Origin of the sequence: Sinorhizobium meliloti (genome assembly GCF_017876815.1) — a bacterium.
Classification (GTDB): Bacteria; Pseudomonadota; Alphaproteobacteria; order Rhizobiales; family Rhizobiaceae; genus Sinorhizobium; species Sinorhizobium meliloti.
The window spans coordinates 1,112,081-1,137,135 of sequence record NZ_JAGIOS010000003.1 but is presented as its reverse complement, the minus strand read 5'-3'; the positions used below and the strand labels follow the sequence as shown (position 1 = coordinate 1,137,135).

Genomic DNA, 25,055 nt, shown 5'->3' with positions numbered 1-25,055 from the left:
ATGCGCGGCGGCGATGTGAGGACAGGCGAACTCTTCAGCTATGTCGATCTTGAGGATCGTGTTCGAAAAGATCATCCTCTACGTGCCATCCGTCAGATCGTGAACGATGCACTCGTCTCGCTGGAACGAGATTTTGCAGCACTCTATTCGCCGATCGGACGGCCTTCGATCGCGCCTGAGAAGCTTCTACGTGCCATGCTTTTGCAAGCCTTCTATTCGATCCGTTCTGAACGGCTTTTAATGGAGCGGCTGGAATACGACCTTCTTTTCCGCTGGTTTGTTGACCTCGGCATTGACGATCCGGCTTGGGACCACTCGGTGTTTTCGAAGAACCGCGACCGGTTGCTTGATGGCGACATCGCTGCGAAGTTCCTGGGTGCAATCCTTTCCCAGCCCAAGGTAAAGCGGCTGCTGTCAACTGACCATTTCTCTGTCGATGGCACACTGGTCGAGGCCTGGGCGTCGATGAAGAGCTTCAAGCCGAAGGACGGCCCAAGGGGCGATAATGGCGAACCACCATCAGATAGCGGCGGTCGGAATGCGGGATCAGACTTCCACGGCGAAAGGCGTTCCAACGAGACGCATGCTTCAACGACCGACCCCGATGCAAAGCTTTATAAGAAAGGCAAAGGCAAGGAAGCCAGCTGTGCTTTATGGGCCATGGGCTGATGGAGAACCGCCATGGCCTACTGGCCGATGCCTGCCTACAGAGGCCAGCGGATATGCCGAACGTGTCGCGGCGCTTGCCATGATCGAACCCTTCTCCGACCGGCCACAAGCGATCACGCTGGGTGCCGACAAAGCATATGACACAAAAGACTCCGTCAAAGATTTGCGATCGATAAAGGTGACACCCCACGTGACGCAGAACATCAACGGTCGCCGTTCGGCCATTGATGGGCGCACGACGCGACATTGCGGCTATAAGGCCAGCTTGCGTATCCGCAAGCGCATCGAAGAGGCGTTCGGCTGGATCAAAACCGTCGCGGGGCAGGATAAGACGAAGTTCCGCGGGCGCGACCGCGTCGGATGGGCCTTCACCTTCGCGGCCGCCGCCTATAATCTGGTGCGGCTGCCGAAGCTCATGACGGAGACAGGCTGATGGCGAGAGTTTCTCCCTTCGCCAAGGCCTTCGCCGGTCGTTGGCGCATCGTCGAGATGGACAACTGGGACAACGACGTCCTCGATCTCGTCGAAGAGGCGCATCTGACATTCCAGGGCACAGCGGACGGCGAAATCGCATTTGTCGCGCTCAAGGGCTTTCTCGATGTTCGCTATGGCGCACGCGATGGATCCGCCTGTGCAGAGTTCTCATGGGAAGGACAAGACGAGAGCGACCCGGTCTGTGGTCGTGGATGGGCAGCTCTCGGCTCCGCTGGACGCCTTGTCGGACACATCTACGTCCATAACGGAGACGATTCCGGTTTCGTGTGCGAACGCGACTGACTTCTTCAACAGCCTGCTAGAGCGGTATGTATTTAAGCCCGTTCATATCCCGCCTCTTTGAAGTAGACTGCGCATTCCTGTGGGGTGACGGCTTGGAGAATGTGGCGCAGTTCGTCATGGATTGCATCGCGTGATCTGGCCTGTGCCTCACGCAACCAGTGCTTGATTTTGGCGAAGAGCTTTTCGATCGGATTGAGATCGGGGGAATATTTCGGCAGAAAGAACAGGCGGGCGCCGGCCTTACGGATGGCGGCGCGGATCTCCTGACCCTTATGGGAGCCGAGATTGTCCAGGATGACGATGTCGCCGGCTTTGAGTTCCGGCACCAGAACTTGCTGGACATAGATGCGGAAGCGTTCGCCATTGATCGGGCCATCGAGGATAAAGGGAGCGCTGACGCGGTCGGCCCTGAGTGCGGCGACAAAGGTCATGGTGTTCCAATGGCCGAAGGGGGCGTAGCCCACCAGTCGTTCGCCGCGAGGCGCCCAGCCCCGCAGCGGCGCCATGTTCGTCTTCGTCCAGGTCTCATCGATGAAAACGAGGCGGGCGGGATCAATTCCGGGGCAGTGCTTCAGCCATCGTGCCCGGTGGCGGGCGACGTCGGGCCGCTCCCGTTCGCTGGCGACCAGCGTCTTTTTTTATAACTCAACCCCTCTTCGTGCACGAAGGTCCAGACGGCGCGATAATCCACCTTCAGGCCGCGCTCGCTCAACTCGGCGACAAGTCCGTGCAGCGTGAAGTCGCGCTCGCGGCAGCGGCAAAGCAGCCAAGCCCGGTGCGGACCGGAAAGCTTGCGGGGCTTGTGCCCACCCATCTGGCCGGGTGCGGCGCTGCCCGTCTCGCGAAACCGCCGCACCCAATCGATCGCGGTGCTGATGCCGATGCCGAAGCGCTTGGCCGCTGCCCGGCACGATAGGCCCTCGCCCGTCACCGCATCGACAACGCGTTCCCGAAGATCATTCGAAAAAGGTCTCGCCATAAAGGCCGGCCTCCTTCACCGGCCTGAATGGTGAATCTGATTTGCGCAGAAAAAGGAATCCCCTTTCCGATTCCGCCTAAATGCATCCCGCTCTAGAGCAATTCCAGGAGAAGTGCGGAGTGGGTTTCCGTCCGGGATTGCGGAAACAAAGGGTTAGAGAGTTTCCGCGATTCGGAGAAAGCGAACTGCTGTTCGGCATCGGTGCGCTGCCGGACGGTCGGCGCAAGAAGGCTCTGACCGAAATGCTTGACGGCGTGCTCGAACTGTTTGGCGATCGCGTATTGCCGTTCGACATTGGAGCTGCGCGCTGCTATGCCAAGCTTGCGGTGACCGCTCGAGCGGCCGGCAAAGAATTTCCGACGCGCCCAACGGATATATTGCCGCCATTGCCGCCTCCAGGGGATTTATCGTCGCGACAGGCGATACCGGCTCGGCAGAGCTTACCGTCGTAAACCTTGGCACTACCGATGAATCAGAAACCTCATCCGCTGGTCTTCAGATCGTTTCGGGCGGCGGGTAGAGAGCAGCAGGTCGAGCGGCGCGGGCCGTCTGCATTCAGCAGTCACCCAGCGTCTGCAACGCGTGAAAAGCCGAGGTTCGGTGCGCGCCCACCGGCTGCTGCCTCACCGCGTCTATTGCTGCTAATATTGCCCGATTGGAAGGTCTTGGAAATGCTCTACCGTTCCCTCAAGCTGCACCCACTTATGTTTCGACCGTTCGAATACTGACATGGCAGGTGGCGCGAAGGCCGGATCGGCAAATGAACCTACCGCTACCCCGATCCAGGACGGCGAAGCGTCGGCTTTCCAAAAGAGGGTCGAGCCGCAGGTTGGGCAAAAATGCATTCGGACCTTGCGACCGCTCTCGGCCGTACGAATGTATTCTGTAGACACTCCAGATATTTCGACACAGTCAATCGAGTAGAACGCATTAGCGCTGAACGGTGCACCAGTTCTTCGCTGGCAAGCCAAACAGTGACACAGCGCGGTCAATTGTGGCGGTTCATTAAGCATCAGTCTTAAAGCGCCGCAGGCGCATTGGGCATTGGTCATGGATACTCCTCCCGCTTGCACGGTGAGATTGCGTATATTGAGGGCTGAAGCGCGGGCCCGAACCGCAATTCATTGCGGTGGGCGATGCGAGGGGGCTGGACCCGATGCAATTTCAGGTTCACAGAAGCTTGAGTGTAGATCTCTAAAGCGCCGGGGTCTAGAGCGGGATGAGGAGAAGTGCGTGCGATTTTCCTCCCGCATCCCGCGTCTCACGATTCTAGGTCGCGTCCTCATTAGCGAACGGCGAAGGAGCTGGGCAGCTTCTCGCCATATCCTTCAAGAAGGACGCCGTGACCAACCTGCGGCGCGCGTGCGATCAACGGTACTCCTTGGATGACGCTGCCGGTCCGAAAATGCGCGAGTCAAAAAATGGCGGGAACAAAACCGCGTCTGGTACGTTCATGCACGTTAACCGAGATTGCGCACCCGGGGGTCGCGCGTCGAGCAGAGTTGTCCCTCCATGACTCCGGCTGAGATTCAATCGATCCCTTGAAGAGCCGCGAGAGCCCTGTTTACATGTCGAATGTCGAGGAATTTCCACTCACCGGTCGCGTACTGACCGAATACGAAGCGCTGATTACGTCAGCTCCAACTGCGCTTGATGCTATACCGGGAGCCGTTTATGTCTGTGATCACGAGGGGTGGCTCGTGGGCTACAACGCGGAGGCTGCCGAACTTTGGGGTAGACAGCCGTCGCTTAGCGCACCGCGAGAGCGATTTTGTGGTTCCCAGCGTCTTTTCCTCTCGGACGGCTCGCCCATGGACCACCAGGAATGCCCCATGGCTGAGGCGATCAAGACCGGTGTCTCGACGCGCAACGCCGAAGTGATCATCGAAAGACCCGACGGATCCCGCATTTTTGCGCTCGTGAACATTCGCCCGCTCAGAGACCATCGGGGAGTAATTCAAGGGGCGATCAATTGCTTTCAGGATATTTCGCAACAAAAGCGGATCGAGGCGGAGGTTAACTGCAAGAGCAAGGACCTGGAGGACTTCTTCGAGAACAGCGCCATCGGGCTGCACATCGTCAGCGCCGCGGGGATCATCCTGCGGGCAAATAAGGCAGAGCTGGAGCTCCTGGGGTATCCGGCGGACGAGTATGTAGGCCGGCACATTGCTGAATTCCACGCAGATGCACCGGTTATCGGCGATATTCTTGACCGTCTTTCCTGCGGCGAAAAGCTTGATCGCTATCCCGCCCGCTTGCGCGCACGGGATGGCTCGATCAAGCATGTGCTGATCACCTCCAACAGTCGCTTCGAGGATGGGAAATTCGTCAATACGCGGTGCTTCACGACCGATATAACGAGCCTGCACGAAACCGAAAACGCGTGGCGCGAGACTGAGGAACGCTTGGCGGCCACGTATCAGGCGGCCACGATCGGGATCGCCGAGTCCGATGCGGATGGGCGCCTATTGCGGGTGAATGATGCATTTTGCACCATGCTGGGCCGCTCGCGCGAACAACTCCTGAACATGACGTTCCTCGACTACACGCACGAGGATGACCGCGACGAGGAGGCCCGTTGCTACGCGCGGCAGGTCAGCGGAGAGACTGATACCTATGCTATCCGCAAGCGCGCCGTGAAGGCGGACGGTACGGTGATCTATCTCGACGTTTACAGCTCGACGGTGCGCGATCGCACCGGTCGATTCCGTTATGGCGTGCGGGTTCTGCTTGATGTCACCGAAGCCAAACGCATGGACGACCGCCGCCGCGAAAGCGAACAGCATATGCGTGATTTGCTCGAGGCGCTGCCCGCCGCCGTCTACACCACAGATGCCGAAGGTCGCATCACCTTCTTCAATAAGGCGGCTGTCGAAATGGCCGGCCGCACCCCACAGATCGGAGATAAATGGTGTGTCACCTGGCGTCTCTATAGGCCGGACGGCACCTACCTGCCGCACGACCAATGTCCAATGGCCGTGGCGCTCAAAGAAGATCGACCGGTCCGTGGCGAACAAGCCGTGGCCGAAAGACCGGATGGTACCCGTGTGCCGTTCATACCTTATCCCACTCCGCTGCACGATGTCGCCGGCAAGCTTGTTGGGGCGGTCAATATGCTGGTGGACATCTCCGATCGCGAGAAAGCTGCGGAATATGCAGAACGGCTCGCGTCAATTGTCAGATTCTCGGATGATGCGATCGTAAGCAAGGACACGCAAGGCATTATCCAGACTTGGAATAAAGGTGCCGAACGCCTGTTCGGCTATAGCGCCGAGGAAGTGATCGGAAAACCTATAAACATCCTCATTCCGCCCGACCGCCAGGGCGAGGAACCCGGCATCCTTGAAAGGATTCGGCGAGACGAGCACATCGACCATTATGAGACGGTACGTATTCGAAAGGACGGAAGCCTGATCGATGTCTCCTTAACGGTTTCCCCTTTGAAAGACGCCCTCGGTCGCGTCGTCGGCGCGTCGAAGATCGCGCGCGATATTACTGAAAGGCGACGCAGCGAAGAACACCGCAAGCTCCTGGTCAACGAACTGAACCACCGCGTGAAGAACACGCTCGCCACGGTTCAATCGCTGGCTGCGCAAACCTTCCGTGGTGTAAATGCAAGCGAAGATTTTGGCCGGTTCCAAAGCCGGCTCGTAGCATTGGCGAGGGCGCACGACGTGCTTACTCGGGAGAGCTGGCAGGGTGCGGATCTTGGAGAGGTTCTTCACGCGACGATCAATCCGATTTGCGTGGAACCCCAGCAGCGCGTTCAGGCCTCTGGTCCGCCGCTCCGGTTGCGGCCGAAAATGGCGTTGGCATTATCGATGGCTTTTCATGAGCTTTGCACAAACGCTGCAAAATACGGGGCGCTCACGAACGACGGTGGTCTGATCAAGGTCAACTGGCATGTCAGCGATCTTGAGAGCGTATCTCACCTGCATTTACAATGGGAGGAGATTGGTGGTCCATCTGTCATGGTCCCAGCGCGGACCGGTTTTGGCACTCGTCTGCTGGAACGTGCTTTGGCCCGCGAACTGGGCGGCAAAGTTGACCTTGTGTTTGCACCGAGTGGCGTGCGCTTTCACATCGAAGCGCCACTCACATGACGTCCAATGCTTTTACGGGCTTGACGCATGACAGAGCGCAGACTTCGGGTTCTCGTGGTCGAAGACGAATCCATGATCGCCATGCTGATTGAAGATACACTATGCGAACTCGGGCATGAGGTCGCCGCTACAGCCTCTCGGATGCAGGAGGCGCTCGATATCGCGCGGAAAGGGCAGTTTGACATCGCCATCATCGACGTCAACCTGGACGGGGAGCCCAGTTATCCCGTCGCGGACATTTTGGCGGAGCGCAACGTGCCCTTCATTTTTGCCACGGGCTATGGCAGCAAAGGCCTGGATACAAGGTATTCGAACATCCCCTTGCTGACGAAGCCGTTTTTGGACAGCGAACTGGAAGCCGTACTCGTGCAGATCTCAAAGGAAGTTTAGCGAACGGATCTTCCTCAGGCACAGCCGGATTTCGCCCATGTCGGCTCGGCCACAGCGTCTTGGCGTCGAGACCTCGCGCTGCAGCCTGAGCGTGGGAGCAAGTATCGGTCGACCGCGGGAACCAATCCCGCATCTACCCACCAGACGGACATCCGTCGCCACGAGTGCACGGCCGGAATTGCCGTGGTGATCGAGGCGTCGGTTTGGATAAACTATGTCGTAGCCCTCGACGTTGATGCCGCTGCGGTCAAGCGCACTGACAATGCCCGAGGTCACGGGCCGCGGCCGAGTGGATCCCCGGCGATGTCGGTTGGCTCGTCGTTGCCGACCAGCTCGGCCGTATAGCGAACTCCTTAGTGGAGAGTAGACCAGCGAGCTCTCGGGCCTGGCGTACTCCTCAGGCCGCCAAACCCTTTGACCCGCTACGCTGCCGTCGTCTCAATCTTGCGCACCTTTTCCTGCGGGCTAAATTAAACAGAAATGTTGACGCGCAGTTTGCCGCGGCCGTGCATTCGACGTGCCCGTTAAATTGGTGGAGGTGTTCGGTGACTGATGATCCCTATCAGATACTCGGCGTTCCGCGTACCGGCAAACCGGATGAGATCCGCAAAGCCTACCGCAAGCGCGCAAAGGAGCTGCACCCAGATCTCCATCCAGGCGACAAGGAGGTGGAAACCAAATTCAAGGCGCTTTCCGCAGCCTACCATTTGCTGAGCGATCCCGAGCAGCGGGCCCGGTTCGACCGGGGCGAGATCGATGCATCGGGGGCTGAACGGCCGCAGCAGCACTTTTACAGGCACTACGCCGATGCAGACCACGCACGGCGGTATGGATCAGCGGGCGGAACTGGTGAATTCGAAGATGTGTCGGACATCTTCGCGGATCTTTTCGGGCAGGGCGGGGCAGGGGGCCGTTTCAAGGCGCGTGGGCAGGACCGTCATTATCACCTCGAACTCGAGTTCCTGGACGCGGTAAACGGCGCCCGACGCCGCATCACCTTTCCCGACGGTAACACGCTCGACTTAGCCATTCCTGCTGGGACACGTGATGGCAGCACGCTGCGGCTGAGGGGCAAGGGGACGCCGGGGATTGCTGGCGGGGAACCCGGAGATGCCTTAATCGAAATTAGTGTCCGTTCTCACTCGGTCTTCCGCCGTGAAGGCAACGACATCGAAATAGATCTGCCAATTACGCTTTATGAAGCTGTGCTTGGTGCAAAGATCGAAGTGCCGACGATCTCCGGCCGCGTATCGATGACCATCCCTAAGGGTTCAAATACGGGCGACATCCTGCGTCTGAGGGGCAAAGGGGTGAAGTCGCAACACGGCCCCGCCGGGGATCAGCGTGTTACGCTGAAGGTCGTTCTGCCGACGGCGACCGATCCCGATCTCGAGCGATTCATGGAAACGTGGCGGCGGAGCCACGCTTATGACCCGCGCGAGGCTCTAGGGAGGACCACATGAAATTGACGGAGAGGCAAGTCCTTGAACAGTTCGACATTGTAACCCGCAAACAGCTGCGCCAGTGGGTGCACAGCGGCTGGATCGTGCCGGCTCAAGGCGAGCGCGGGCCCTCATTTGACGACGTCGACGTCGCTCGCATCCGCCTGGTTTGTGAACTCCGGCGCGACATGAACGTCAACGATGACGCTGTGCCGATCATCCTTGCGCTGCTGGATCAGCTCTATGGGCTGAGGCGGGAGCTTAGAACACTCGCGACTGCGCTGCTGGAGCAGCCTGATGAGGTACGCCAGCAATTGAAGCAGGCGCTCTTGTCGCCTATTGGCCAGCAACATTAGCTACGACATCGTAATTTGTTATCGCAAAGGCGCTGCAGGCGCTGGCTCAGGAGCGCCCTACTGGCCACACTTTCCGAGGAGGTGGTCGCCGATTGGTGCGACCTCCGTCAGTATGAGCCAAAGGGAAGATTCGTCGACTTCCCGATAATTCAAAATGACTAATATATAGGGCAACGCCGTTATGATATTCAGTTTGCTTCAGCAGCGAGCCTCAGGGAGGTAAGCATGTTTCGGTTGGGCATTGGGTTCGCATGTTTCGCCACCTCTGCTTTTGGGCTACAGCCTCTCGGGGCCGCTGCCGACGATCCCGCAATTGCGCGAGGGGAATATCTCGTCACAATGGGCGGCTGCAACGACTGCCACACACCGGGATATTTTTTCGGAAAGCCGGACAGCTCACGCTTTCTCGGCGGGTCGGATGTAGGCTTCGAAATTCCCGGGGAGGGTGTTTTCATCGGTCGCAACATCACGCCCGACAAGGAGACCGGCATCGGCAGCTGGACTAGGGAGCAGATTGTGACTGCCATTCAGACCGGGCAGCGCCCCGACGGCCGCATGCTGGCGCCGATCATGCCGTGGCACGCATTTGCGCAACTCACAAAAGAAGACGCAGGCGCAATTGCAGCATTCCTTCAAAGCCTGAAGCCGGTAAGCCATCAGGTGCCGGGCCCGTTTAAGCCAGGGGAAAAGGTATCAACCTTTATGTTCAGGATCTTGCCACCGGGCGAAACCGCGGCCGCAGCGCCAAAATAGCCGTTGCACTCGGCTCCGAAGTCTTCCAGCGCCACCGCCGTTCCCTTGGGCTCAGCCTTTGTGTTTGCCACCCTGTGGGCTGCTTTTCTCGGCATTCTTGAGCTGATTGGTGAAGCTCGTCTCTACCTTCACCGGCGCCTTTTCCTTTTTCGGCTTCCGCGCCTCGCGGTTGCCTCTCACTTGTCCTTTAGCCATCGATGCGATCCTCTTGACGTTGAATTTGATGAAGCTGGCCCGCCGTAGGGGCGGGCCAATGAGAAACGGCCGAGGCGTCCAATATGCTCTCAAATGAGCCGGTCGTCATCAGCCGCTTGAGGCGCGCGACGCGGCGCTCCAGTTGTGCCCGATTTCTTGTTCTCTTCCTTCGCGGCTTCGCTTATTTGCTTGGTACGTTTGTTTTCGGCTTCCTTCAGCGAGGGCTGCGGATCGGGCTTTCTCTCGAAACGAATCATTTGACGTTCTCCTGATCTGATAATTGGGAGCGCTCCAAACCAACACCGGAGCGCTTTTCATGCTTTGCCCTCAGATGGCGAGAGCGGTGGCGCAACCTTGAACGCTGCGGCTGTCGGGTGCGGTCTCGCCCGGCATCGTCGCCCAACCGCCGGCCTCCACGAATTGACGCTTCTTGTAACCGTCAGTGATTGCCTTGAACTCGATCAGTTTTGCGGCCGCGTCCGGGGCGGCGTTAAACCGCTCGACGCATATGGCGGATGCCAGTTCGCCGCGTGCAATGTCGGCTGCGGCCGCTGCCGCTGTGCGAGACGTGCCGCCGGTCACCCACCCGCCCCAGTTGAAGCCGACGATCATCGTCGCGGCTGCCGTGGCGACGCACGCCCATACGAGGATCGCCTTGGATGGCTTGTAGCTGCCAAATTGCTGGGTGATTGACGTCTTGCTGTTCTGCATGGCCACTGGAAGTCTCCCCGTCCGTCGTTGTTCGAGTTTCGCCGCCTGGCCACCCGGCCGGACGGTTCAGGCGCTGCTCTCAGTATCCCATACTATCCACGGCGCCGTTTCCGGTGCTTTGGGGAGACCCTCTCTCGGGAATATCGGCGATCATGGCTTCGGCGGTGATCAGAAGTGACGCGATCGAGCCAGCGTCCCGCAATGCTGTCCGTACGACCTTGGCGGGATCGACGATGCCGGCCTTGATCATATCGACATAGGTTTCCGTCTGTGCGTCGAACCCTTGGTTGTGATCCCTACCGTCGACAAGCTTTCCGACAACGATCGAACCTTCCACACCGGCATTGTCGGCGATCTGGCGGATTGGTGCTTCCAGGGCTCGGCGCACGATCGAGATGCCTGCCGTTACGTCGGCGTTATCGTCGGTGAGACCGACAAGGGCCGATTTTGCTCGGAGCAGCGCCACCCCGCCGCCGGGAACGATGCCTTCTTCGACCGCCGCGCGCGTAGCGTTCAGGGCATCGTCGATGCGGTCCTTCTTTTCCTTCACTTCAAGCTCGGTCGCGCCGCCGACGCGGATGACCGCGACGCCGCCGGCGAGTTTCGCCAACCGCTCCTGCAGCTTTTCCTTGTCGTAGTCGGACGCCGTCTCCTCGATCTGCGCCTTGATTTGGCTGACGCGCGCCTGAATGGAGGCTTTGTCGCCGGAGCCGTCGATGATTGTGGTCGTGTCTTTCTCGATCAGCACCCGCCTGGCGCGGCCAAGCATATCGAGCGTGACATTCTCAAGCTTGATGCCGAGATCCTCGGAGATCATCTGGCCGGCCGTCAAAACGGCAATGTCTTCCAGCATGGCCTTGCGGCGGTCGCCGAAACCTGGCGTCTTGACTGCCGCGATCTTCAGGCCACCTCGCAGCCTGTTGACGACGAGCGTCGCCAGCACTTCGCCTTCGACGTCTTCGGAGATGATCAGCAACGGTTTCCCGCTCTGCACCGCGGCCTCCAGGATAGGCAGCATAGCCTGCAGGCTGCCGAGCTTCTTCTCGTGAATGAGGATGTAGGGATCCTCCAGTTCCACGCGCATCTTCTCGGCATTGGTCACGAAATACGGCGAGAGATAACCGCGGTCGAACTGCATGCCCTCGACGACGTCGAGTTCGGTATCGGCCGTCCTGGCCTCTTCGACGGTAATGACACCCTCGTTGCCAACCTTCTCCATCGCCCTTGCGATCATCTCGCCGACGCCGGCGTCGCCATTGGCGGCGATCGTGCCGACCTGAGCGATCTCGCTCGACGAGATGACCTTCGTCGCGCGCGCCTTGATTTCCGCGAGGACAGCGGCAACCCCAAGATCGATGCCGCGCTTTAGGTCCATTGGGTTCATGCCCACCGAAACCAGCTTGGCGCCTTCGCGAAAGATGGACGCGGCGAGCACGGTCGCCGTCGTGGTGCCGTCGCCGGCAAGGTCATTGGTCTTCGAGGCTACCGCGCGCACCATCTGCGCACCCATATTTTCGAACTTGTCTTCAAGTTCGATTTCCTTGGCGACAGAGACGCCGTCTTTGGTAATGCGTGGAGCGCCATAGGACTTGTCGATAACGACATTGCGGCCCTTTGGGCCGAGTGTCACCTTGACGGCATTGTTGAGCAATTCCACGCCGCGAAGCAGGCGATCGCGGGCGTCAGTGGAGAAGACTATTTGTTTGGCGGACATTGTTTTTGGCCAGTTCGGGCTTGAGATAAGGGTCGGAATCCGACGGATCAGGCAGCATTGGCGGCGGTCGGAACGGTGTTCGCGACGATGCCCATGATGTCGGATTCCTTCATGATCAGTAGGTCTTCGCCATCGATCTTGACCTCTGTTCCGGACCATTTACCGAACAGGATCGTGTCGCCGATCTTGACGTCGAGCGGGATAAGCTTTCCGCTTTCGTCACGGGAGCCGGGACCGACGGCGATCACTTCGCCCTCTTGGGGCTTTTCCTTGGCGGTGTCGGGGATGATGATCCCGCCCTTGGATTGAGTGTTACCTTCGGCGCGTCGGATGACGACGCGGTCGAGGAGCGGGCGGAATGTCATGGGATTCTTTCTGCGGCCAGCGTATAGGGCGGCTGCAACTCCTAAATAGCATCGCCAGCGCGCGATTAATAGAGGTGCCAAGAAATATTATTCGAAGCTGGGCGTGACGTGAAATTAGTGTCCGAACTTCGCGCAAAACGTTGGGTAAAAATACAAGGAATATTTTGACATACCTGAATTTCCTTTTTACGCCGGATAGGAGACTGTGACGTTAGTTAGTTGAAAAAGCGTCGAAGCGTAGCGGTATACTCAGCTCGTTTGCCGACTTTCGGTACGCACGCCGCGTTCATCTAACAAGGAACGCTCTAATCTTTGAAGCTGTGCATTTCCGGACGGAAAACCGTTACACCTGGAAGTGCTCTAACCGCGCATGCCCCGGCAGGGAACGAACGTAACCCTTCGGATCTGCTATCCTTAGTTGTATTCGACTTTTCTGGAAACAAAAAGTTGACGTGGCCGCCGCTCTCGTCTATGAAAGGGCATCGATACTTTGTTTGCCGATATTTGTTTTGCTGCGCTTTGCGCGTCTCTTGACGAACTTCCCTCTCTCAAAAGTCGAAACCCCGCTGTGCGTCGCCCAGCGGTGATCTATGTTGCTAAGAAAGGGTTCGTTATGACCACTGGCACAGTTAAATGGTTCAATTCCACCAAGGGCTTCGGTTTCATCGCGCCTGACGACGGCAGCGCCGATGTGTTCGTTCACATCTCTGCTGTTGAACGCGCCGGCATGAATTCGATTGTCGAAGGTCAGAAGCTCGGCTTTGAGCTCGAGCGCGACAATAAGTCGGGCAAGATGTCCGCAGGCCAGCTGCGCGCTGCCTGATGCTTTTTCGCCGCTGATGACCACGGATGTACTGGCATCGCGGCAAGAGGTTCGAAGAGGCCAGGCGAATGTCTGGCCTTTTCCCATTCTACGCGACCAAACGATTCGAAGGAATAACGATTGAGACACCCGAGCGACAACGGCTTTGCCGAACGACGCAATGCCGCAGCAGATGCAAAGCGTCAGCTCCTGACAAAATTTGCATCCGCTCCCAAGCCGACCGACCCTGAAATGCGGGAAAAACTGGCTGCTCGTGAAGCGGCTAGCCGTGCCAGGGATGCCCGCCGTGCCGAGCGCGAAGCGCTGAAGACCGCCGAGAACGAGCGAATCCTGGCAGAAGCCGCTGCGTCGGCCGCGGCCGCCGAGGCCGAGCAAAGGGCTGAAGCCGAAGCCCGCCAGGCAGAAATCGCCAATCGGGTCTCGCGCGTCGTGGCGGACGAGGCGGCCCGCAAGGCAGAGCGTGATCGCCGTTACGCCGCCCGCAAGGCCCGTAGGGCGTAACACTTCAACACCTGCACCCGATCCACGGGCGCAGCTGTTGCCCTGGCGGAGGATCGCGGGGCGAGCGAAAAACGGACCGGTTATAATGAGCGCACATGTCTATCCACCCGCTTCACTCGTTGAAGACAATGCTGGAGCGTGGTTGAAGACGCTGGCTAAATACCGGCAGCCCCGCCTGGGGCGTAGCGCCTTCGAACTGTTCGTCACTCTCGTCCCTTTCGCCATCTTCTGGGCAGCGGCCTGCTTTTCGCTGGCCAACGGCTTCTGGCCCGGGCTGATTGCAATCCTTCCTGCCAGCGCCTTTCTGCTCCGATTGTTCATGATCCAGCACGATTGCGGCCACGGCTCGTTTTTCTCCCGTCGTGGGCTCGATGACTGGACCGGCCGCCTGCTCGGGGTCCTGACCCTGACCCCTTACGATTATTGGAGGCGTGCGCATGCCGCCCATCATGCGACTGCAGGTAATCTCGACGAACGCGGGGTTGGTGACATCACCACGCTGACGATTACCGAATACTGTGCCCTTTCGCCGATCAAACGCCTCGGCTACCGGCTGTACCGGCACCCGCTTGTCATGTTCGGGATCGGGCCGGCCTGGCTCTTTCTGTTCAAGCAGCGCCTGCCGTTCGGAATGATGAACTCGGGTGCTCTGCCATGGATTTCGACCATGGCGACGAATTTTGCGATCGTCACGCTGGCCGCCTTGATGGTTTGGGCCGTCGGTTTGGGAACGTTTCTCCTGATCCATCTTCCGGTCGTGCTGCTCGCAGGTGCAGCCGGCGTTTGGCTCTTTTATGTGCAGCACCAGTTCGAGGAGACCCACTGGTCGGCGGGCGAGGATTGGCGGTTTCCCCAGGCGGCGCTGCATGGCGCCTCGCATTACGATCTTCCGCCGGTGCTGCGGTGGCTCACTGGCAATATCGGCATCCATCACGTGCACCACCTGTCCAGCCGGATTCCGTACTACCGTCTGCCGGAAGTACTGCGTGACCATCCGCAACTTGCCGGCATCGGTCGGATCACCCTGTGGGACAGCCTCAAATGCGTCAGGCTCGTGCTCTGGGACGACCGGCGCCGGAGGCTAGTTTCATTCCACGACGCCGCTGGGTCGCTGCGCCGCTCCCTTACTGAAGATGGACGAAAGACGAAGTAATGATTGAATTGACGCCAACCCAGATCCGCGGTCTGAAGCTCGCTAAGGACGGCGACGTCCATCCTCAGGCGGGGAAGAGATGGACGCACCTGAATGCTCAAGTCACCTATGCAAAACAGGACCGCTTCAAGGAACGGCCTCAGAAGATCAAGTTCCTGACGACCGCAACTCTCAACGAGCTGCGCGACCACAGGCTCGTGAAAGCGCTGAATACGGATGTTCCGCCAGAGGAGTCGGCTCACGGCATCACCATGGCCGGCAAGATGCTACTTCTGAAGATCAAATAAGCACGCCCCAAGGGGACATGGGGCGCGCCACCATTTGAGTCGATGCTTCAGCGCTGGCGGCAGGGCGGGCCGTCCTCGCGCCCTCGCATCGGCGGGACGTAAGCCAGCCGTTACGGCATCATGCTGCGGTACCGCTCCCGCTCTCGATCGACCTGATCGAGCGTGTACGGGTCGGCATTTTCGTCAAATCGCGACCATCCTTCCTGGGCATAGATGCTCCTGCGGGCCGCTGGGTCCACGATTTTCCGCTGTTTCAGGATCGCTTCTGCTCGTGGTGCAACACTGTCCTCGACCCTTGCTGTGACCAACGTGCCCCCCCGGCGAACGCCCTCGGCGTAAACATGGGCGTCTTCTTCATCAACCCCGGATTCCGTCAGTGCACCGATCAGGCCTCCGGCTGCCCCACCGGCGATTGCGCCCGCCGCAGCGCCGGCCGCAGTGGAGGCAAGCCACCCGGCAGCCACTACGGGGCCGACCCCAGGGATGGCCATCAGACCGAGCCCCGTCAGAAGACCGACAACGCCGCCCCCGGCAGCGCCTAGGCCGGCTCCGGTACCCGCGCCTTCCGCCGCGTTCGAGCCATCGGTGGAGTATCGATCGCCAATGTTGTTCGCGACAATGCTGATGTCATCCGAAGGTACGCCTGCCGCTTCCAGATCGCTTACGGCTTCGCGAGCATCGCCATAGTCATCAAAGAGCCCTGTTACAGTTCTCATATTCGTTCTCCCTTTGCGTTTGGAGGAAGCCTGTGGGGTGTTACTGCGCTGTTACGTTGCCCTGGTAGTCGAGCGCGACCGAAACGGATTTGCCCTCCTTCATCGCAGTTGCCTGCCACACTCCCTTGTCATCGAGCTTCAATCCGCTGACGTCGGTATATCCGGCCTCTTCGATCCGTTCCTTGGCTTGCGCTTCGGTGAAGCTGTTTGCCCCTTCGACCGGTGCCGTCGGGTTCTGCGAATCGGGCGTTGCTACTGCTGGCGTTTCTCCTTCCGATGAAGGTGTCGTTTGCGCGAGTGATGCCGTGGTCACGGCACTCATTAGTGCTGCCGCGACAATGATTATGTTTTTCATGTGGTTACCTCTTCAGAAGACCGCGATTGATCCCCCGTCCCAGAAACACGCCGGGCGGAGATTGGTTCCCCCGCGCTGCTACGGCTACCATGCTGGTGGGCGGCTTGGAGAAAAGGCAACCGCTGCGGTTCCTTGCAACGGAGCATCTGCTGGGCGGCGTCCAACACTGCCCTACCTACTTGCGAACAAGTTTCTTGCCTGCTGGTCGCAACCAGGTCGACCGTTGGGTGATGTGGTGGAGGGTGCGGTGCTGAAGTTCTCGCGTGGCATTGACCAGGATCGTGCTGCAACCGCAGGCGGATTGCAGCAAATCGCCTTCGCGCGCGGCTCAGCAGCCGCGGCGCAGCCGTCACGTCTACCGACGCTCGTCGCGACCGCCGCCGCGGTTGCCGTGCTCTATTTCGCCCGGGACGTCTTCCTGCCGCTGGCTATCGCCATTCTGCTCACCTTTGCTCTCGCGCCGCTGGTTTCGAGGCTGCGTCGCGTCGGTTGTCCCCGTTCGGTGGCCGTCATCGGCACGGTGACGACAGCTTTTCTGTTCCTGTCCGCATTCGGTGTGGTCATAGCGATGCAGGTGAGCGAGGTGGCTCAGAACCTGCCGACCTATCAGTACAACATCGTCGAGAAGGTCAGGACGCTGAAGGAGACCGGATCGGAAAGCCAGATCCTTGAGCGCATTGGCCGCGTCATAGAGAGGATCAGCACGGAGATCAGCCGGCCCGAACCCGAGGTGCGCGCCTCACCCGAACCGACGCCGGAGACCAAGCCGCTGCTCGTGGAGATTTTCTCTCCACAGCGGCCGATCGAGACACTGAAGAACATCATCAATCCTCTGCTTGGCCCGTTGGCAACGACCGGCCTCGTCATCGTCGTGGTCATCTTCATGCTGCTCGAGAGGGAGGAGCTGCGCGACCGTTTCATTCGGCTGGTCGGCTACGGTGACCTGCATCGAACGACCGAGGCACTTCAGGACGCGGGTGCTCGTGTCGGCCGGTATCTGCTCATGCAGTTGGTCGTGAACATCACCTACGGCATTCCGCTGGCCATCGGCCTCTCGCTTCTCGGCATACCCAATGCGGTCCTCTGGGGGATGCTCGCCATCGTACTGCGCTTTGTCCCCTATATCGGACCTGTGATCGCTGCGGCTCTGCCGTTGTTCCTCGCGTTTGCCGCCGCACCTGGATGGAGTCTGCTCGTTTGGACGGCAGCCTTGTTCATTGTCCTTGAACTCTTGAGCAACAATGTCGTCGAGCCTTGGCTTTACGGTTCCCGCACCGGACTGTCGCCGCTTGCGATCATCGTCGCGGCGATCTTCTGGGCATGGCTCTGGGGGCCGGTCGGATTGGTGCTGTCGACGCCGCTGACGGTGTGCCTTGTCGTTCTCGGTCGTCACGTCCCGCAGTTCGAATTTCTGGAGATTCTGCTGGGCAATGAGCCCGTGCTCGATCCGAAGGAGCGCCTCTATCAGCGTCTGCTCGCCGGAGATCCGGATGAGGCGACGGACAATGCGGAAGACATGCTGCAGGAGAAGTATCTCGTCGAGTTCTACGACACGGTTGCTATCCCCGCACTGCTCCTGGCAGAGCGGGACCGCGCCCGGGGCGCCCTGACGAATACCCAGGCGGCTCAGATTGCCCAGAGTGCGAACACCCTCATCGCCAATCTCGAGGAGATTGCCGGCGAAGAGGAAGGGGAGGAGGAAACGAGCACGGAAGCGCAGGAAAGTGATGATGATAATGATGATGCAGAGGAATATGATCTTCCCCCCGGCGACGGAAAGTCCGTCCTGTGCGTCGGAGGGCGCAGTGATCTCGATGACGTTACCGCATCAATGCTCGCCCAGACCCTTTGGATTCAGGGCGCGGATGCGGCCCATGCCACTCACGAAGTCCTCAAGGCGGGCAACATAAAGGCACTGCAGCTCGAGGGGCGCAACGCGGTCGTCTTGAGCGTTCTCGACCAGGATTTCATGAGACATGCCAAGTTTACCGTACGTCGACTGAAACGTATTGCGCCAGCGGCGCGCGTCGGGATTGTTCTTTGGAAAGAGGATGGCCGGCCGGGAACAACCGAAAGAGACCAACTTATTGAATCGCTGCAGGCAGACTTCGTGGTATTCGGGATGGGCGACGCCGTCCGCGAGGCGCTTTCAGACGAATTGCCTCGATCTTTGAAACTCGCCCATCCAAAGATCGCACCGGGATACGCCATGCGGAGAAGCAAACGTACGGACACGGAAAGCACGGTCAAAGCGGACTAGATCATAAGATGACGCCGGCACGTGCGGAGCTTACTTACGGCGTTTTAAGACGTTCAGCTCATTGATGAGCAGCCTATCAGGAGGAGTGCGGATGAGGTTTGTGGCTGGCAAAGTCGCGGTTTTCAGGTGGATGCTGCCCTTGGCCATCGCAATGGCCTTGATGGGAGGCATATACCTGGCCGTCCGCTGGTCGGCGCAGCAATCGGACGCTTTGGCGGTGAAGCGGCAGCAACACCTCGTCGAGCTTGTCATCTCCAAGATGCAAGGTAGCATCGCCCATGATCAGGAGAGTGCCACCGTTTGGGATGACGCCGTCAGAAAAGTGTCGCAGGAATGGGATCCGCGGTGGGTCGATTCTAACCTGGGTAGCTGGATGAACAGCTATTTCCGACACGACGGCGCATTCGTGATCAGTCCGGATCGTAAGCCGTTATACGCCTTTCTTGCCGGCCAGACCAACGAGCAGGAAGCTTTCAGCAACATAGGACCCGAAGCAATGCCGCTCATCGCCAAGCTGCAAGAGCGGCTCGCAGCAGGCGACGAGGGAGGAACGAGTGAGCAGGTGCTGTCCATCGGCGAGAGCGATCTCGTACGCATCGCGGGCCGCCCGGCGATTATCAGCGTGAAGCCGATCGTGTCGGACACCGGTGATATTGTTCAGGAGCCCGGCAGGGAATATCTCCACTTAGCGGTCCGTTTTCTCGACGGCGATTTCCTGACGCATCTCGGTGACGATTATGGCTTTGAGGACCTGCGCTTTTCTGTTTTGCCGGAACTCGGTCGACAGCGGTCCTATGCTCCGATCGTTTCATCATCCCGAGAAACGATAGGATATTTCTCCTGGCTCCCGTTCAGACCCGGTGCCGATGTGATGAAGGCCACGGCGCCTGTGCTTCTCGTCGCCGGCGCCCTCCTTTTTGCCCTCACGAGCGCGCTCAGTGTCGTACTGCGGAGGCGGTCGAGACGCCTGCAGGAAAGCCAGGCGGAGCTCGACCATCTGGCGCGTCACGATCCGTTGACCGGGCTCGCCAACCGTGCGTCTTTCAACCGGTTGCTGGCGCGGGTCGTCGCGACGTCGACAATCGATCAAGCCAATGCTCTTCTGTATCTCGATCTCGACCGCTTCAAGCAAGTGAACGACACACTCGGCCATCCCGTTGGCGATCGGCTGATGGTCGAGGTCGCGAAGCGGCTTAAGGAAACCGCTGCTGGTGCCGCGATTTCCAGAATTGGTGGTGATGAGTTTACCATCATCGTCGCGCGTACCCGCCAGGACGAGGTGGAGAAACTCTGTGACGCGCTGATCGCTGCAATCCGCCGACCTTTCGAGATAGACGGACAGCCCATTCTCATCGGGCTTTCGATAGGTGTGGCGGTCGCGACCGGAAATGACGCCGACCCCATCGAGATCACGCGGAAGGCCGATATCGCGCTTTACCACGCCAAATCGGCCGGGCGGAACCGCTACGCAGTCTTTGGTCCTCATATGGACGACCTGATCAGAACGAAACGGGACCTGGAACAGGATCTGCGTGCGGCGCTGGACGCCGGCAATCAGCTCGAAGTCTTCTATCAGCCCGTATATTCTGCGCAGTCGCACGAGATAAGCTCGCTGGAAGCTCTCATTCGCTGGCGGCATCCGAGCAAAGGCCCTATAGCACCGGATGCCTTCGTTCCGCTTGCGGAGACTGCCGGCCTCATCGATCGGCTCGGCGCGTTCGTGCTGAAGGAAGCCTGTTCTACCGCGCGTGAATTTCCGGGTCTCGACATTGCAGTCAACGTCTCGGCGGTCGAGCTTGCACAGCGCCATTATGCTGCTCAAGTTCTCTCACTGCTGCGCCAGTTCGGGATCGAGCCGTCGAGACTGGAGCTCGAGATCACCGAAACTGCTCTCCTTGACGAAGCCGGCGTCTGCGAAAAAAACATCACGGCACTACGCGAGTTCGGCGTCAAGTTCGCACTTGACGATTTCGGTACGGGATTCTCTTCATTTGGGCGGTTGCAGCGCCTGGAGGTCGACCGGATCAAAATCGATCGCTCTTTCGTCCACGCCTTCGACCGGCCCGGTGGTGGTGTGGCGGTCGTGCAGTCCATCGTCGGCATCGCACGTGCGAAAGGCCTGCGCATCACCGCCGAAGGCGTGGAAACCGAGGAGCAGAGCGAGATCCTGCGCAAGCTGGGCTGTGACGAATTGCAGGGATTCCATTTGTCCAGGCCGATGTCGAAGAATTCACTTCGTCAGCTTCTTGGCACAGACAAGGCCCAAGGAACCTCCTTCTAGCCGGCGGTCCGAGCGTCTGCACAGGGACACGCGGACACGCTCTTGCCGCAAACTGGGCCGCAGTCTCGGTGGAGCATCAACCGCGCCGCGCCGCCTCGATTGCAGCGACGTCTATTTTTTTCATGTCCATCATCGCCGTGAACGCCCGCTTTGCTTCGTCGCCGCCGGCCGCCATCGCGTCGGTCAGCACGCGCGGAGTGATCTGCCAGGAAATCCCCCATTTGTCCTTGCACCAGCCGCAGGCGCTTTCCTTGCCGCCATTGCCGACGATGGCGTTCCAGTAGCGGTCGGTTTCTTCCTGATCGTCGGTGGCGATCTGAAACGAGAAGGCCTCGTTGTGCTTGAATGCGGGACCCCCGTTGAGGCCGATACAGGGAATGCCCGCAACGCTGAAGTCGACCGTCAACACGTCGCCCTCTTTGCCCGCGGGGTAGTCACCGGGTGCGCGGTGCACGGCACTCACCCTGCTGTCAGGAAAGATCTCGCAGTAGAAACGAGCGGCAGCCTCGGCGTCCTTATCGTACCATAGGCAAATCGTATTCTTCGCCATCGCGTGGTCCTTTCGCTTGGAAACATTCGGCTTTGGGCCGCACGCGGCCGACAGTCGATAATCACCCGCCCGGCCGCCAGTGAGCGTAGAGCACCTCACGGAAGAGGCTCCCATTATGCGTTTCGAAAGTCGCACGGGATCACGAACAATTCAATGCGCCCGCAAGAAAGCTAGGCACATCGACCTCGCAACGCTGCAGCGTCTTCACGCAGCGCCGATTGTGCGGTTGTTGCGAGTGGCCGGCCGGTGGGTTTGGCCCTTCCCATGCACGTCTTGCGCCGGACGAAGCGGCTTAGCTCAGGACTTCGCCTTGCAAATCGCTCGCGCGTTCAACAAGCCCCAGCCGAAGACAGGATCCTTTCCCGGATCTCCGAGATCTTCGGCATGTCCGGTCAGCCTGTCGCGGAGCATCTCCGCAGCGAGCTCCGGCTCAGATGCTTTCATCATCGCCACCGCCGCGGTCACGAAAGGGGCGGCGAAAGAGGTTCCCGTCTTCGGACGCGCGCCGCTGACCGAGGCTGCTGTCCAGACCGCCACGCCAGGGGCGGCGAAGTCGATATGCTCTCCGCGTCCGGCGCGCCGGTAAGGCCGTTTGCGCCTGTCGGTCGCGGTGACGGCAATGACCTCTTCATAGGCACCCGGATAGACGGGCTCGGCTCTTGGACCGTCATTGCCCGCGGCGGCGACCATGATGATCCCGCGCTCCCCCGTCTTTTTGACCGCCTGTTCAAGCAGGAGATTGGGCGGCCCGGCAAGGCTGAGATTGATGACCTGAACCTGACGCCCAGCAAGGAGGTCGAGTGCGCGCGCCAGATCGAAGGCGGCGGATCGGTCGTCTTGCCGTCCCGCCCGATGAAATGCGTCCACGGCGATGAGCTTGCCACCCGGTATCAGGCCCGGCGTACGGCCACTGGCTGAGCCGACAAGCAAAGCCGCGACAGCGGTGCCGTGCTGTCTGCCCGACTCCGGCAATTCTTCGTCGACGAGACGGACGATCTCTAAGTTGCGAGCCTCGAATGCGATGTGATCGGGATTGATCGCCGTATCGACAAGGCCGATCCGCACGCCGGCCGAGCAATTGCTAGGCCCCGTTTGAGCCGAGGGCCAGCCGATCACGTTCCGTGCCAGGCAGTCGCTCGTGACGCACGGGGCATCGCGATGCTGCTCCGGCCGGAAATAATGGTTGAAGTCGATCACCGCCTGAGGGGCCGCGGCGCGCGCCCGCTGCCGAGCGGCTTCCAGAGTCAGCCCGCGGGGAATGCGAAGCTTGATCACCTCGGCGTTGAATGACGTCATCGTGTTTCGTTCGAGGACCTCGAAGCCCGTGGCTGTCAACTCGCCGAGTTCCGTCGGACTGAAACCCAGCCCGACGATCTCATCGGGCGCTCGTATCGGCGCAGCGGGTGCGGCTGCGCGAGAGCGCCGCGGGATGCTTCGACGTGGCAGGAACTCTCGGAATGGAAACAGGCTCTTGCCGCCACTCCATCCGGCGCCGGCGCCGTAGGAGCCGGAGCGGCCGGAACCGCCCGATCCGCGGTTGCCGCCACTCCCACCGTCATCGTCGTCGTCATCGGCCAAGGCGAGACCGGTTCCGATCACTTCACGCACAATCATGTTTCCAGGAGCCAGGATGTCGCCGGATACGAGTGCGATTGCAGCAATGGGAGCGATCAGAGCCAGTTTCAACTTGGTCAGCATCCGAAAACCTCAATCGGCTAGGTCACGCTCATAGGAGGATAGCGCATTCATTGGACGATGAGACCGCTACCTGTAGATTGTGTCAGAACGGCTGAGTCGTCGGTCTATTCCCTCTTCTAGCCAAATTGCGGAGTTTCGGGAGATGAGCAATGCGGTGAAAGATGTCGGCGAACGCCTCATGGCGTTCCTGCCCAATCTGCGCCGCTTCGCCATCTCGCTCTGCGGCTCGCGTGATGTTGCCGATGATCTCGTGCAGTCGGCCTGCGAGCGGGCACTCGCCAGTGCCGAGCGCTTCGAGCCGGGCACGCGCTTTGATGCTTGGATATTCCGTATCCTGCGTAATCTCTGGATCGACCAGGTGCGCCGACAGAAGACCGCAGGCGTGCAGGACGATATCACCGAGCGTCATGACATCGCCGGTTCATCTGGCGAGCGTGAAACCGAAGCGCGGCTGACCCTCAAGACCGTCGCGGAGGCGATCACCGAATTGCCGGACGAGCAGCGGGAGGTGGTTCTTCTGGTCTGCGTCGAGGAGCTATCCTATCGCGAAGCGGCCGATGTGATGGGCATTCCAATCGGTACGGTCATGAGCCGACTGGCGAGGGCACGCAGGAGTTTGGCCGAGGCTGCCGGAATAACACAGGCGACCGGACGTTCTCAGTCAATGAAGGGCGCAAACGAATGACAAGAGCCGACTTCTCGGATGAGATACTGATGCGGTTCGCCGACGGCGAGCTCGATACCGGGACTGCTGCCGAAGTAGAACGAGCGATGGAAACGGATGATGCGCTGGTCGCGCGGGTGGCACTCTTCATCGAAACGCGCCATGCGGCCAAGGCCGCTATGGAGCCGCTGCTCGATGAGCCGGTACCTTCCGAGCTCAAGCGTGCGGTCGAAAGAATGGTGATGGAGAAGACGTCGCCACCTTCGGTATCGGGCGCGGGCATCCTGCCTTTCCCGCGCCGCGCTGCGAACGAATCTCACAGAAGTCGATGGCTCGCTCCCGTCGCCGCCTCTCTGGCGGCTGTCGTTGCGGGGTTCGGCGGATATTGGCTGCGGGGAAGTGTCGAGGCGCCGATCGAGGGTGGCTCGGGCGTTGCCGCCATCGGCAGCCCTGCGCTTGACGAGGCGCTCGCCACGGTCGCCGCAGGCGAGGAACGGCGGTTGCCAGGTTCCGACCAACGTTTCCGGGCGATTGCGACATTCCGTGACAATGCGCAGGCGCTGTGCCGCGAGTTCGAGCTGGACTCGGACGATCGCTCAACAGTGGTTTCGGTTGCCTGCCGCGCCGGGTCAGAGTGGCGCGTGACGTTCGCCGTCATCGCACCCGGAGCCACCGGCGGTTATGCTCCTGCATCTTCCACGGAAACGCTCGACGCCTATCTGACCGCGATCGATGCAGGGGCGCCGCTCGAGGCAGCGGAAGAGGCCAGAGCCCTCAGCGAACTCCAAGGTGCGCAACGGTAAGTGCATCAAAAATTGCGATCATGGAATAGAGGCGCGCACCGGCCGTTACTCCTGCGGACCGAAGAACCGGTCCGGTTTTCACAAGGAGTAGATGAGATGGCAAAGAACTGGACGAACAAGGCAATCGCTGCCGGCCTGGCGGCATTCGTGGGCTCTGCGGCCGAAGCAAGGGAATATGCCCCCTTATTTCCCGGCGTGGATCGCACTTCGACGCAAACCGCCCAGACGGGCCGGACCGACGGCGAGATCATAGTCGCCGGCAACAGCTCATCCAATTCGAGTTCCAACTCCTCCAGCAATTCGAGTTCCAACTCTTCGTCCAACAGTTCCTCGAATTCGAGCTCTAATTCATCCTCGAACAGTTCGTCGAACTCCTCCTCGAATCGTTCGTCCAATTCGAGCTCGAACCGGTCAGACCGGTCGTACCGTCCAGGCAAGCTGTGGCACACAGGGCGCTGAGATTGCGGAAAAGTTGAAGGTGCGACAAGAGAGCGGGGGCCGGACATTCCG

Annotated in this window: 27 protein-coding genes and 2 pseudogenes; 16 read left to right on the top strand and 13 right to left on the bottom strand. The window is 59.8% G+C overall.

Going from position 1 to position 25,055, the window contains the following annotated elements; translation table 11 throughout:
* Together JOH52_RS31995 and JOH52_RS31990 are read left to right on the top strand one after the other, a co-directional pair.
* Nucleotides 1-1,102, top strand: a pseudogene (locus JOH52_RS31995) (IS5 family transposase).
* Complete coding sequence (locus JOH52_RS31990; protein WP_013845644.1) at nt 1,102-1,446, top strand: hypothetical protein; 345 nt, start codon at nt 1,102-1,104, stop codon at nt 1,444-1,446. Before JOH52_RS31995 ends, JOH52_RS31990 begins: the two are co-directional and overlap by 1 nt.
* Before the next feature lie 32 nt (nt 1,447-1,478).
* Here JOH52_RS31990 and JOH52_RS31985 read toward each other — a convergent pair.
* Nucleotides 1,479-2,425 (bottom strand): IS630-like element ISRm2011-2 family transposase gene (locus tag JOH52_RS31985; RefSeq protein WP_086017820.1). Its coding sequence is split into 2 segments (ribosomal slippage): nt 1,479-2,086 and nt 2,086-2,425, totalling 948 coding nucleotides; the frame shifts between segments, so codons are not numbered across the junction.
* A gap of 119 nt (nt 2,426-2,544) precedes the next feature.
* Here JOH52_RS31985 and JOH52_RS31980 point away from each other — a divergent pair.
* Nucleotides 2,545-2,877, top strand: a complete 333-nt coding sequence (locus JOH52_RS31980) for a PIN domain-containing protein (RefSeq protein WP_014532109.1) — start codon at nt 2,545-2,547, stop codon at nt 2,875-2,877.
* Between the two features lie 189 nt (nt 2,878-3,066).
* Here JOH52_RS31980 and JOH52_RS31975 read toward each other — a convergent pair whose 3' ends face one another.
* On the bottom strand, nt 3,067-3,477 hold the full coding sequence (locus tag JOH52_RS31975; RefSeq protein ID WP_013845134.1) for a GFA family protein: 411 nt from the start codon (nt 3,475-3,477) through the stop codon (nt 3,067-3,069).
* A 516-nt stretch (nt 3,478-3,993) separates the two neighbouring features.
* Between JOH52_RS31975 and JOH52_RS31970 the strand changes: the two genes are divergently transcribed.
* Nucleotides 3,994-6,528: a PAS domain-containing sensor histidine kinase gene (locus JOH52_RS31970; protein ID WP_014532108.1), complete on the top strand. Its 2,535-nt coding sequence runs from the start codon at nt 3,994-3,996 to the stop codon at nt 6,526-6,528.
* Between the two features lie 27 nt (nt 6,529-6,555).
* Nucleotides 6,556-6,918, top strand: coding sequence for a response regulator (locus JOH52_RS31965; protein WP_010967059.1), 363 nt, complete (start codon nt 6,556-6,558; stop codon nt 6,916-6,918).
* 135 nt (nt 6,919-7,053) lie between these two features.
* Here JOH52_RS31965 and JOH52_RS36680 read toward each other — a convergent pair.
* Nucleotides 7,054-7,265 (bottom strand): annotated as a pseudogene (locus tag JOH52_RS36680) (serine endoprotease DegQ); the annotation flags it as partial.
* A gap of 198 nt (nt 7,266-7,463) precedes the next feature.
* Between JOH52_RS36680 and JOH52_RS31960 the strand changes: the two are divergent.
* From JOH52_RS31960 to JOH52_RS31950, 3 genes are all read left to right on the top strand, one after another.
* Entirely contained in the window at nt 7,464-8,381 is a 918-nt protein-coding gene (locus JOH52_RS31960; RefSeq protein ID WP_014532106.1) for a DnaJ C-terminal domain-containing protein, read from the top strand.
* On the top strand, nt 8,378-8,716 hold the full coding sequence (locus tag JOH52_RS31955) for a chaperone modulator CbpM (RefSeq protein ID WP_014532105.1): 339 nt from the start codon (nt 8,378-8,380) through the stop codon (nt 8,714-8,716). Before JOH52_RS31960 ends, JOH52_RS31955 begins: the two co-directional genes overlap by 4 nt.
* Before the next feature lie 225 nt (nt 8,717-8,941).
* Nucleotides 8,942-9,469, top strand: a complete 528-nt coding sequence (locus JOH52_RS31950) for a cytochrome c family protein (RefSeq protein WP_010967062.1) — start codon at nt 8,942-8,944, stop codon at nt 9,467-9,469.
* A gap of 51 nt (nt 9,470-9,520) precedes the next feature.
* Here the strand turns inward: JOH52_RS31950 and JOH52_RS31945 are convergent, their stop codons facing one another.
* The 5 genes from JOH52_RS31945 to JOH52_RS31925 all read right to left on the bottom strand — a co-directional run bounded on the left by JOH52_RS31945 (nt 9,521) and on the right by JOH52_RS31925 (nt 12,454).
* Nucleotides 9,521-9,664, bottom strand: coding sequence for a hypothetical protein (locus JOH52_RS31945; protein WP_003525318.1), 144 nt, complete (start codon nt 9,662-9,664; stop codon nt 9,521-9,523).
* Between the two features lie 89 nt (nt 9,665-9,753).
* Nucleotides 9,754-9,921 (bottom strand): hypothetical protein, encoded by a 168-nt coding sequence (locus JOH52_RS31940; RefSeq protein WP_010967063.1) that lies wholly within the window; start codon nt 9,919-9,921, stop codon nt 9,754-9,756.
* Nucleotides 9,922-9,991: 70 nt separating this feature from the next.
* Nucleotides 9,992-10,375 (bottom strand): hypothetical protein, encoded by a 384-nt coding sequence (locus JOH52_RS31935; protein WP_010967064.1) that lies wholly within the window; start codon nt 10,373-10,375, stop codon nt 9,992-9,994.
* Between the two features lie 79 nt (nt 10,376-10,454).
* Nucleotides 10,455-12,089 (bottom strand): chaperonin GroEL, encoded by a 1,635-nt coding sequence (groL, locus tag JOH52_RS31930; RefSeq protein ID WP_010967065.1) that lies wholly within the window; start codon nt 12,087-12,089, stop codon nt 10,455-10,457.
* 47 nt (nt 12,090-12,136) lie between these two features.
* Nucleotides 12,137-12,454, bottom strand: a complete 318-nt coding sequence (locus tag JOH52_RS31925; protein ID WP_010967066.1) for a co-chaperone GroES — start codon at nt 12,452-12,454, stop codon at nt 12,137-12,139.
* 613 nt (nt 12,455-13,067) lie between these two features.
* On the opposite strand from JOH52_RS31925, the gene JOH52_RS31920 reads away from it, so the two are divergent.
* From JOH52_RS31920 to JOH52_RS31905, 4 genes are all read left to right on the top strand, one after another.
* Nucleotides 13,068-13,277 carry a cold-shock protein gene (locus JOH52_RS31920; RefSeq protein WP_010967067.1) on the top strand — a complete coding sequence of 70 codons (210 nt, stop codon included), beginning with the start codon at nt 13,068-13,070 and terminating at the stop codon, nt 13,275-13,277.
* 120 nt (nt 13,278-13,397) lie between these two features.
* Complete coding sequence (locus JOH52_RS31915; RefSeq protein ID WP_013845131.1) at nt 13,398-13,778, top strand: DUF6481 family protein; 381 nt, start codon at nt 13,398-13,400, stop codon at nt 13,776-13,778.
* 85 nt (nt 13,779-13,863) lie between these two features.
* Nucleotides 13,864-14,931 (top strand): fatty acid desaturase, encoded by a 1,068-nt coding sequence (locus tag JOH52_RS31910; RefSeq protein WP_010967069.1) that lies wholly within the window; start codon nt 13,864-13,866, stop codon nt 14,929-14,931.
* A complete protein-coding gene (locus tag JOH52_RS31905) occupies nt 14,931-15,218 on the top strand; it encodes a hypothetical protein (protein WP_003525305.1) in 288 nt (95 codons plus the stop codon). Before JOH52_RS31910 ends, JOH52_RS31905 begins: the two co-directional genes overlap by 1 nt.
* Before the next feature lie 110 nt (nt 15,219-15,328).
* Here the strand turns inward: JOH52_RS31905 and JOH52_RS31900 are convergent, their stop codons facing one another.
* Entirely contained in the window at nt 15,329-15,934 is a 606-nt protein-coding gene (locus JOH52_RS31900) for a general stress protein (RefSeq protein ID WP_010967070.1), read from the bottom strand.
* A 40-nt stretch (nt 15,935-15,974) separates the two neighbouring features.
* Nucleotides 15,975-16,289, bottom strand: coding sequence for a PepSY domain-containing protein (locus JOH52_RS31895; RefSeq protein ID WP_014532101.1), 315 nt, complete (start codon nt 16,287-16,289; stop codon nt 15,975-15,977).
* 247 nt (nt 16,290-16,536) lie between these two features.
* Between JOH52_RS31895 and JOH52_RS31890 the strand changes: the two genes are divergently transcribed.
* Together JOH52_RS31890 and JOH52_RS31885 are read left to right on the top strand one after the other, a co-directional pair.
* Nucleotides 16,537-18,549: an AI-2E family transporter gene (locus JOH52_RS31890; RefSeq protein ID WP_010967072.1), complete on the top strand. Its 2,013-nt coding sequence runs from the start codon at nt 16,537-16,539 to the stop codon at nt 18,547-18,549.
* Nucleotides 18,550-18,640: 91 nt separating this feature from the next.
* Nucleotides 18,641-20,830: a putative bifunctional diguanylate cyclase/phosphodiesterase gene (locus JOH52_RS31885; RefSeq protein ID WP_014532099.1), complete on the top strand. Its 2,190-nt coding sequence runs from the start codon at nt 18,641-18,643 to the stop codon at nt 20,828-20,830.
* A 76-nt stretch (nt 20,831-20,906) separates the two neighbouring features.
* On the opposite strand, the gene JOH52_RS31880 is transcribed toward JOH52_RS31885, so the two are convergent.
* Both JOH52_RS31880 and JOH52_RS31875 read right to left on the bottom strand, forming a co-directional pair.
* Nucleotides 20,907-21,380, bottom strand: coding sequence for a VOC family protein (locus JOH52_RS31880; RefSeq protein WP_017265827.1), 474 nt, complete (start codon nt 21,378-21,380; stop codon nt 20,907-20,909).
* 297 nt (nt 21,381-21,677) lie between these two features.
* Nucleotides 21,678-23,078, bottom strand: coding sequence for a S8 family serine peptidase (locus JOH52_RS31875; RefSeq protein WP_014532097.1), 1,401 nt, complete (start codon nt 23,076-23,078; stop codon nt 21,678-21,680).
* Nucleotides 23,079-23,220: 142 nt separating this feature from the next.
* Between JOH52_RS31875 and JOH52_RS31870 the strand changes: the two genes are divergently transcribed.
* Together JOH52_RS31870 and JOH52_RS31865 are read left to right on the top strand one after the other, a co-directional pair.
* Entirely contained in the window at nt 23,221-23,763 is a 543-nt protein-coding gene (locus tag JOH52_RS31870) for an RNA polymerase sigma factor (RefSeq protein WP_014532096.1), read from the top strand.
* Complete coding sequence (locus JOH52_RS31865; protein WP_014532095.1) at nt 23,760-24,545, top strand: anti-sigma factor family protein; 786 nt, start codon at nt 23,760-23,762, stop codon at nt 24,543-24,545. The genes JOH52_RS31870 and JOH52_RS31865 overlap by 4 nt, the downstream gene beginning before the upstream one ends.
* A 5-nt stretch (nt 24,546-24,550) precedes the next feature.
* Here the strand turns inward: JOH52_RS31865 and JOH52_RS31860 are convergent, their stop codons facing one another.
* A complete protein-coding gene (locus tag JOH52_RS31860) occupies nt 24,551-24,940 on the bottom strand; it encodes a hypothetical protein (RefSeq protein WP_015242659.1) in 390 nt (129 codons plus the stop codon).
* Nucleotides 24,941-25,055: the final 115 nt, after the last annotated feature.

Excerpts from the sequence above, each read along its gene's own strand:
- JOH52_RS31920 (WP_010967067.1), top strand. The coding sequence starts at position 13,068 with ATGACCACTGGCACAGTTAAATGGTTCAATTCCACCAAGGGCTTCGGT.
- JOH52_RS31935 (WP_010967064.1), bottom strand. The coding sequence starts at position 10,375 with ATGCAGAACAGCAAGACGTCAATCACCCAGCAATTTGGCAGCTACAAG.
- JOH52_RS31940 (WP_010967063.1), bottom strand. The coding sequence starts at position 9,921 with ATGATTCGTTTCGAGAGAAAGCCCGATCCGCAGCCCTCGCTGAAGGAA.
- JOH52_RS31990 (WP_013845644.1), top strand. The coding sequence starts at position 1,102 with ATGGCGAGAGTTTCTCCCTTCGCCAAGGCCTTCGCCGGTCGTTGGCGC.
- JOH52_RS31880 (WP_017265827.1), bottom strand. The coding sequence starts at position 21,380 with ATGGCGAAGAATACGATTTGCCTATGGTACGATAAGGACGCCGAGGCT.
- JOH52_RS31975 (WP_013845134.1), bottom strand. The coding sequence starts at position 3,477 with ATGACCAATGCCCAATGCGCCTGCGGCGCTTTAAGACTGATGCTTAAT.
- JOH52_RS31875 (WP_014532097.1), bottom strand. The coding sequence starts at position 23,078 with ATGCTGACCAAGTTGAAACTGGCTCTGATCGCTCCCATTGCTGCAATC.
- JOH52_RS31950 (WP_010967062.1), top strand. The coding sequence starts at position 8,942 with ATGTTTCGGTTGGGCATTGGGTTCGCATGTTTCGCCACCTCTGCTTTT.
- JOH52_RS31900 (WP_010967070.1), bottom strand. The coding sequence starts at position 15,934 with ATGAGAACTGTAACAGGGCTCTTTGATGACTATGGCGATGCTCGCGAA.
- JOH52_RS31870 (WP_014532096.1), top strand. The coding sequence starts at position 23,221 with ATGAGCAATGCGGTGAAAGATGTCGGCGAACGCCTCATGGCGTTCCTG.
- JOH52_RS31865 (WP_014532095.1), top strand. The coding sequence starts at position 23,760 with ATGACAAGAGCCGACTTCTCGGATGAGATACTGATGCGGTTCGCCGAC.
- JOH52_RS31965 (WP_010967059.1), top strand. The coding sequence starts at position 6,556 with ATGACAGAGCGCAGACTTCGGGTTCTCGTGGTCGAAGACGAATCCATG.
- JOH52_RS31905 (WP_003525305.1), top strand. The coding sequence starts at position 14,931 with ATGATTGAATTGACGCCAACCCAGATCCGCGGTCTGAAGCTCGCTAAG.
- JOH52_RS31895 (WP_014532101.1), bottom strand. The coding sequence starts at position 16,289 with ATGAAAAACATAATCATTGTCGCGGCAGCACTAATGAGTGCCGTGACC.
- JOH52_RS31955 (WP_014532105.1), top strand. The coding sequence starts at position 8,378 with ATGAAATTGACGGAGAGGCAAGTCCTTGAACAGTTCGACATTGTAACC.
- groL (WP_010967065.1), bottom strand. The coding sequence starts at position 12,089 with ATGTCCGCCAAACAAATAGTCTTCTCCACTGACGCCCGCGATCGCCTG.
- JOH52_RS31925 (WP_010967066.1), bottom strand. The coding sequence starts at position 12,454 with ATGACATTCCGCCCGCTCCTCGACCGCGTCGTCATCCGACGCGCCGAA.
- JOH52_RS31945 (WP_003525318.1), bottom strand. The coding sequence starts at position 9,664 with ATGGCTAAAGGACAAGTGAGAGGCAACCGCGAGGCGCGGAAGCCGAAA.
- JOH52_RS31885 (WP_014532099.1), top strand. The coding sequence starts at position 18,641 with ATGAGGTTTGTGGCTGGCAAAGTCGCGGTTTTCAGGTGGATGCTGCCC.
- JOH52_RS31970 (WP_014532108.1), top strand. The coding sequence starts at position 3,994 with ATGTCGAATGTCGAGGAATTTCCACTCACCGGTCGCGTACTGACCGAA.
- JOH52_RS31910 (WP_010967069.1), top strand. The coding sequence starts at position 13,864 with ATGAGCGCACATGTCTATCCACCCGCTTCACTCGTTGAAGACAATGCT.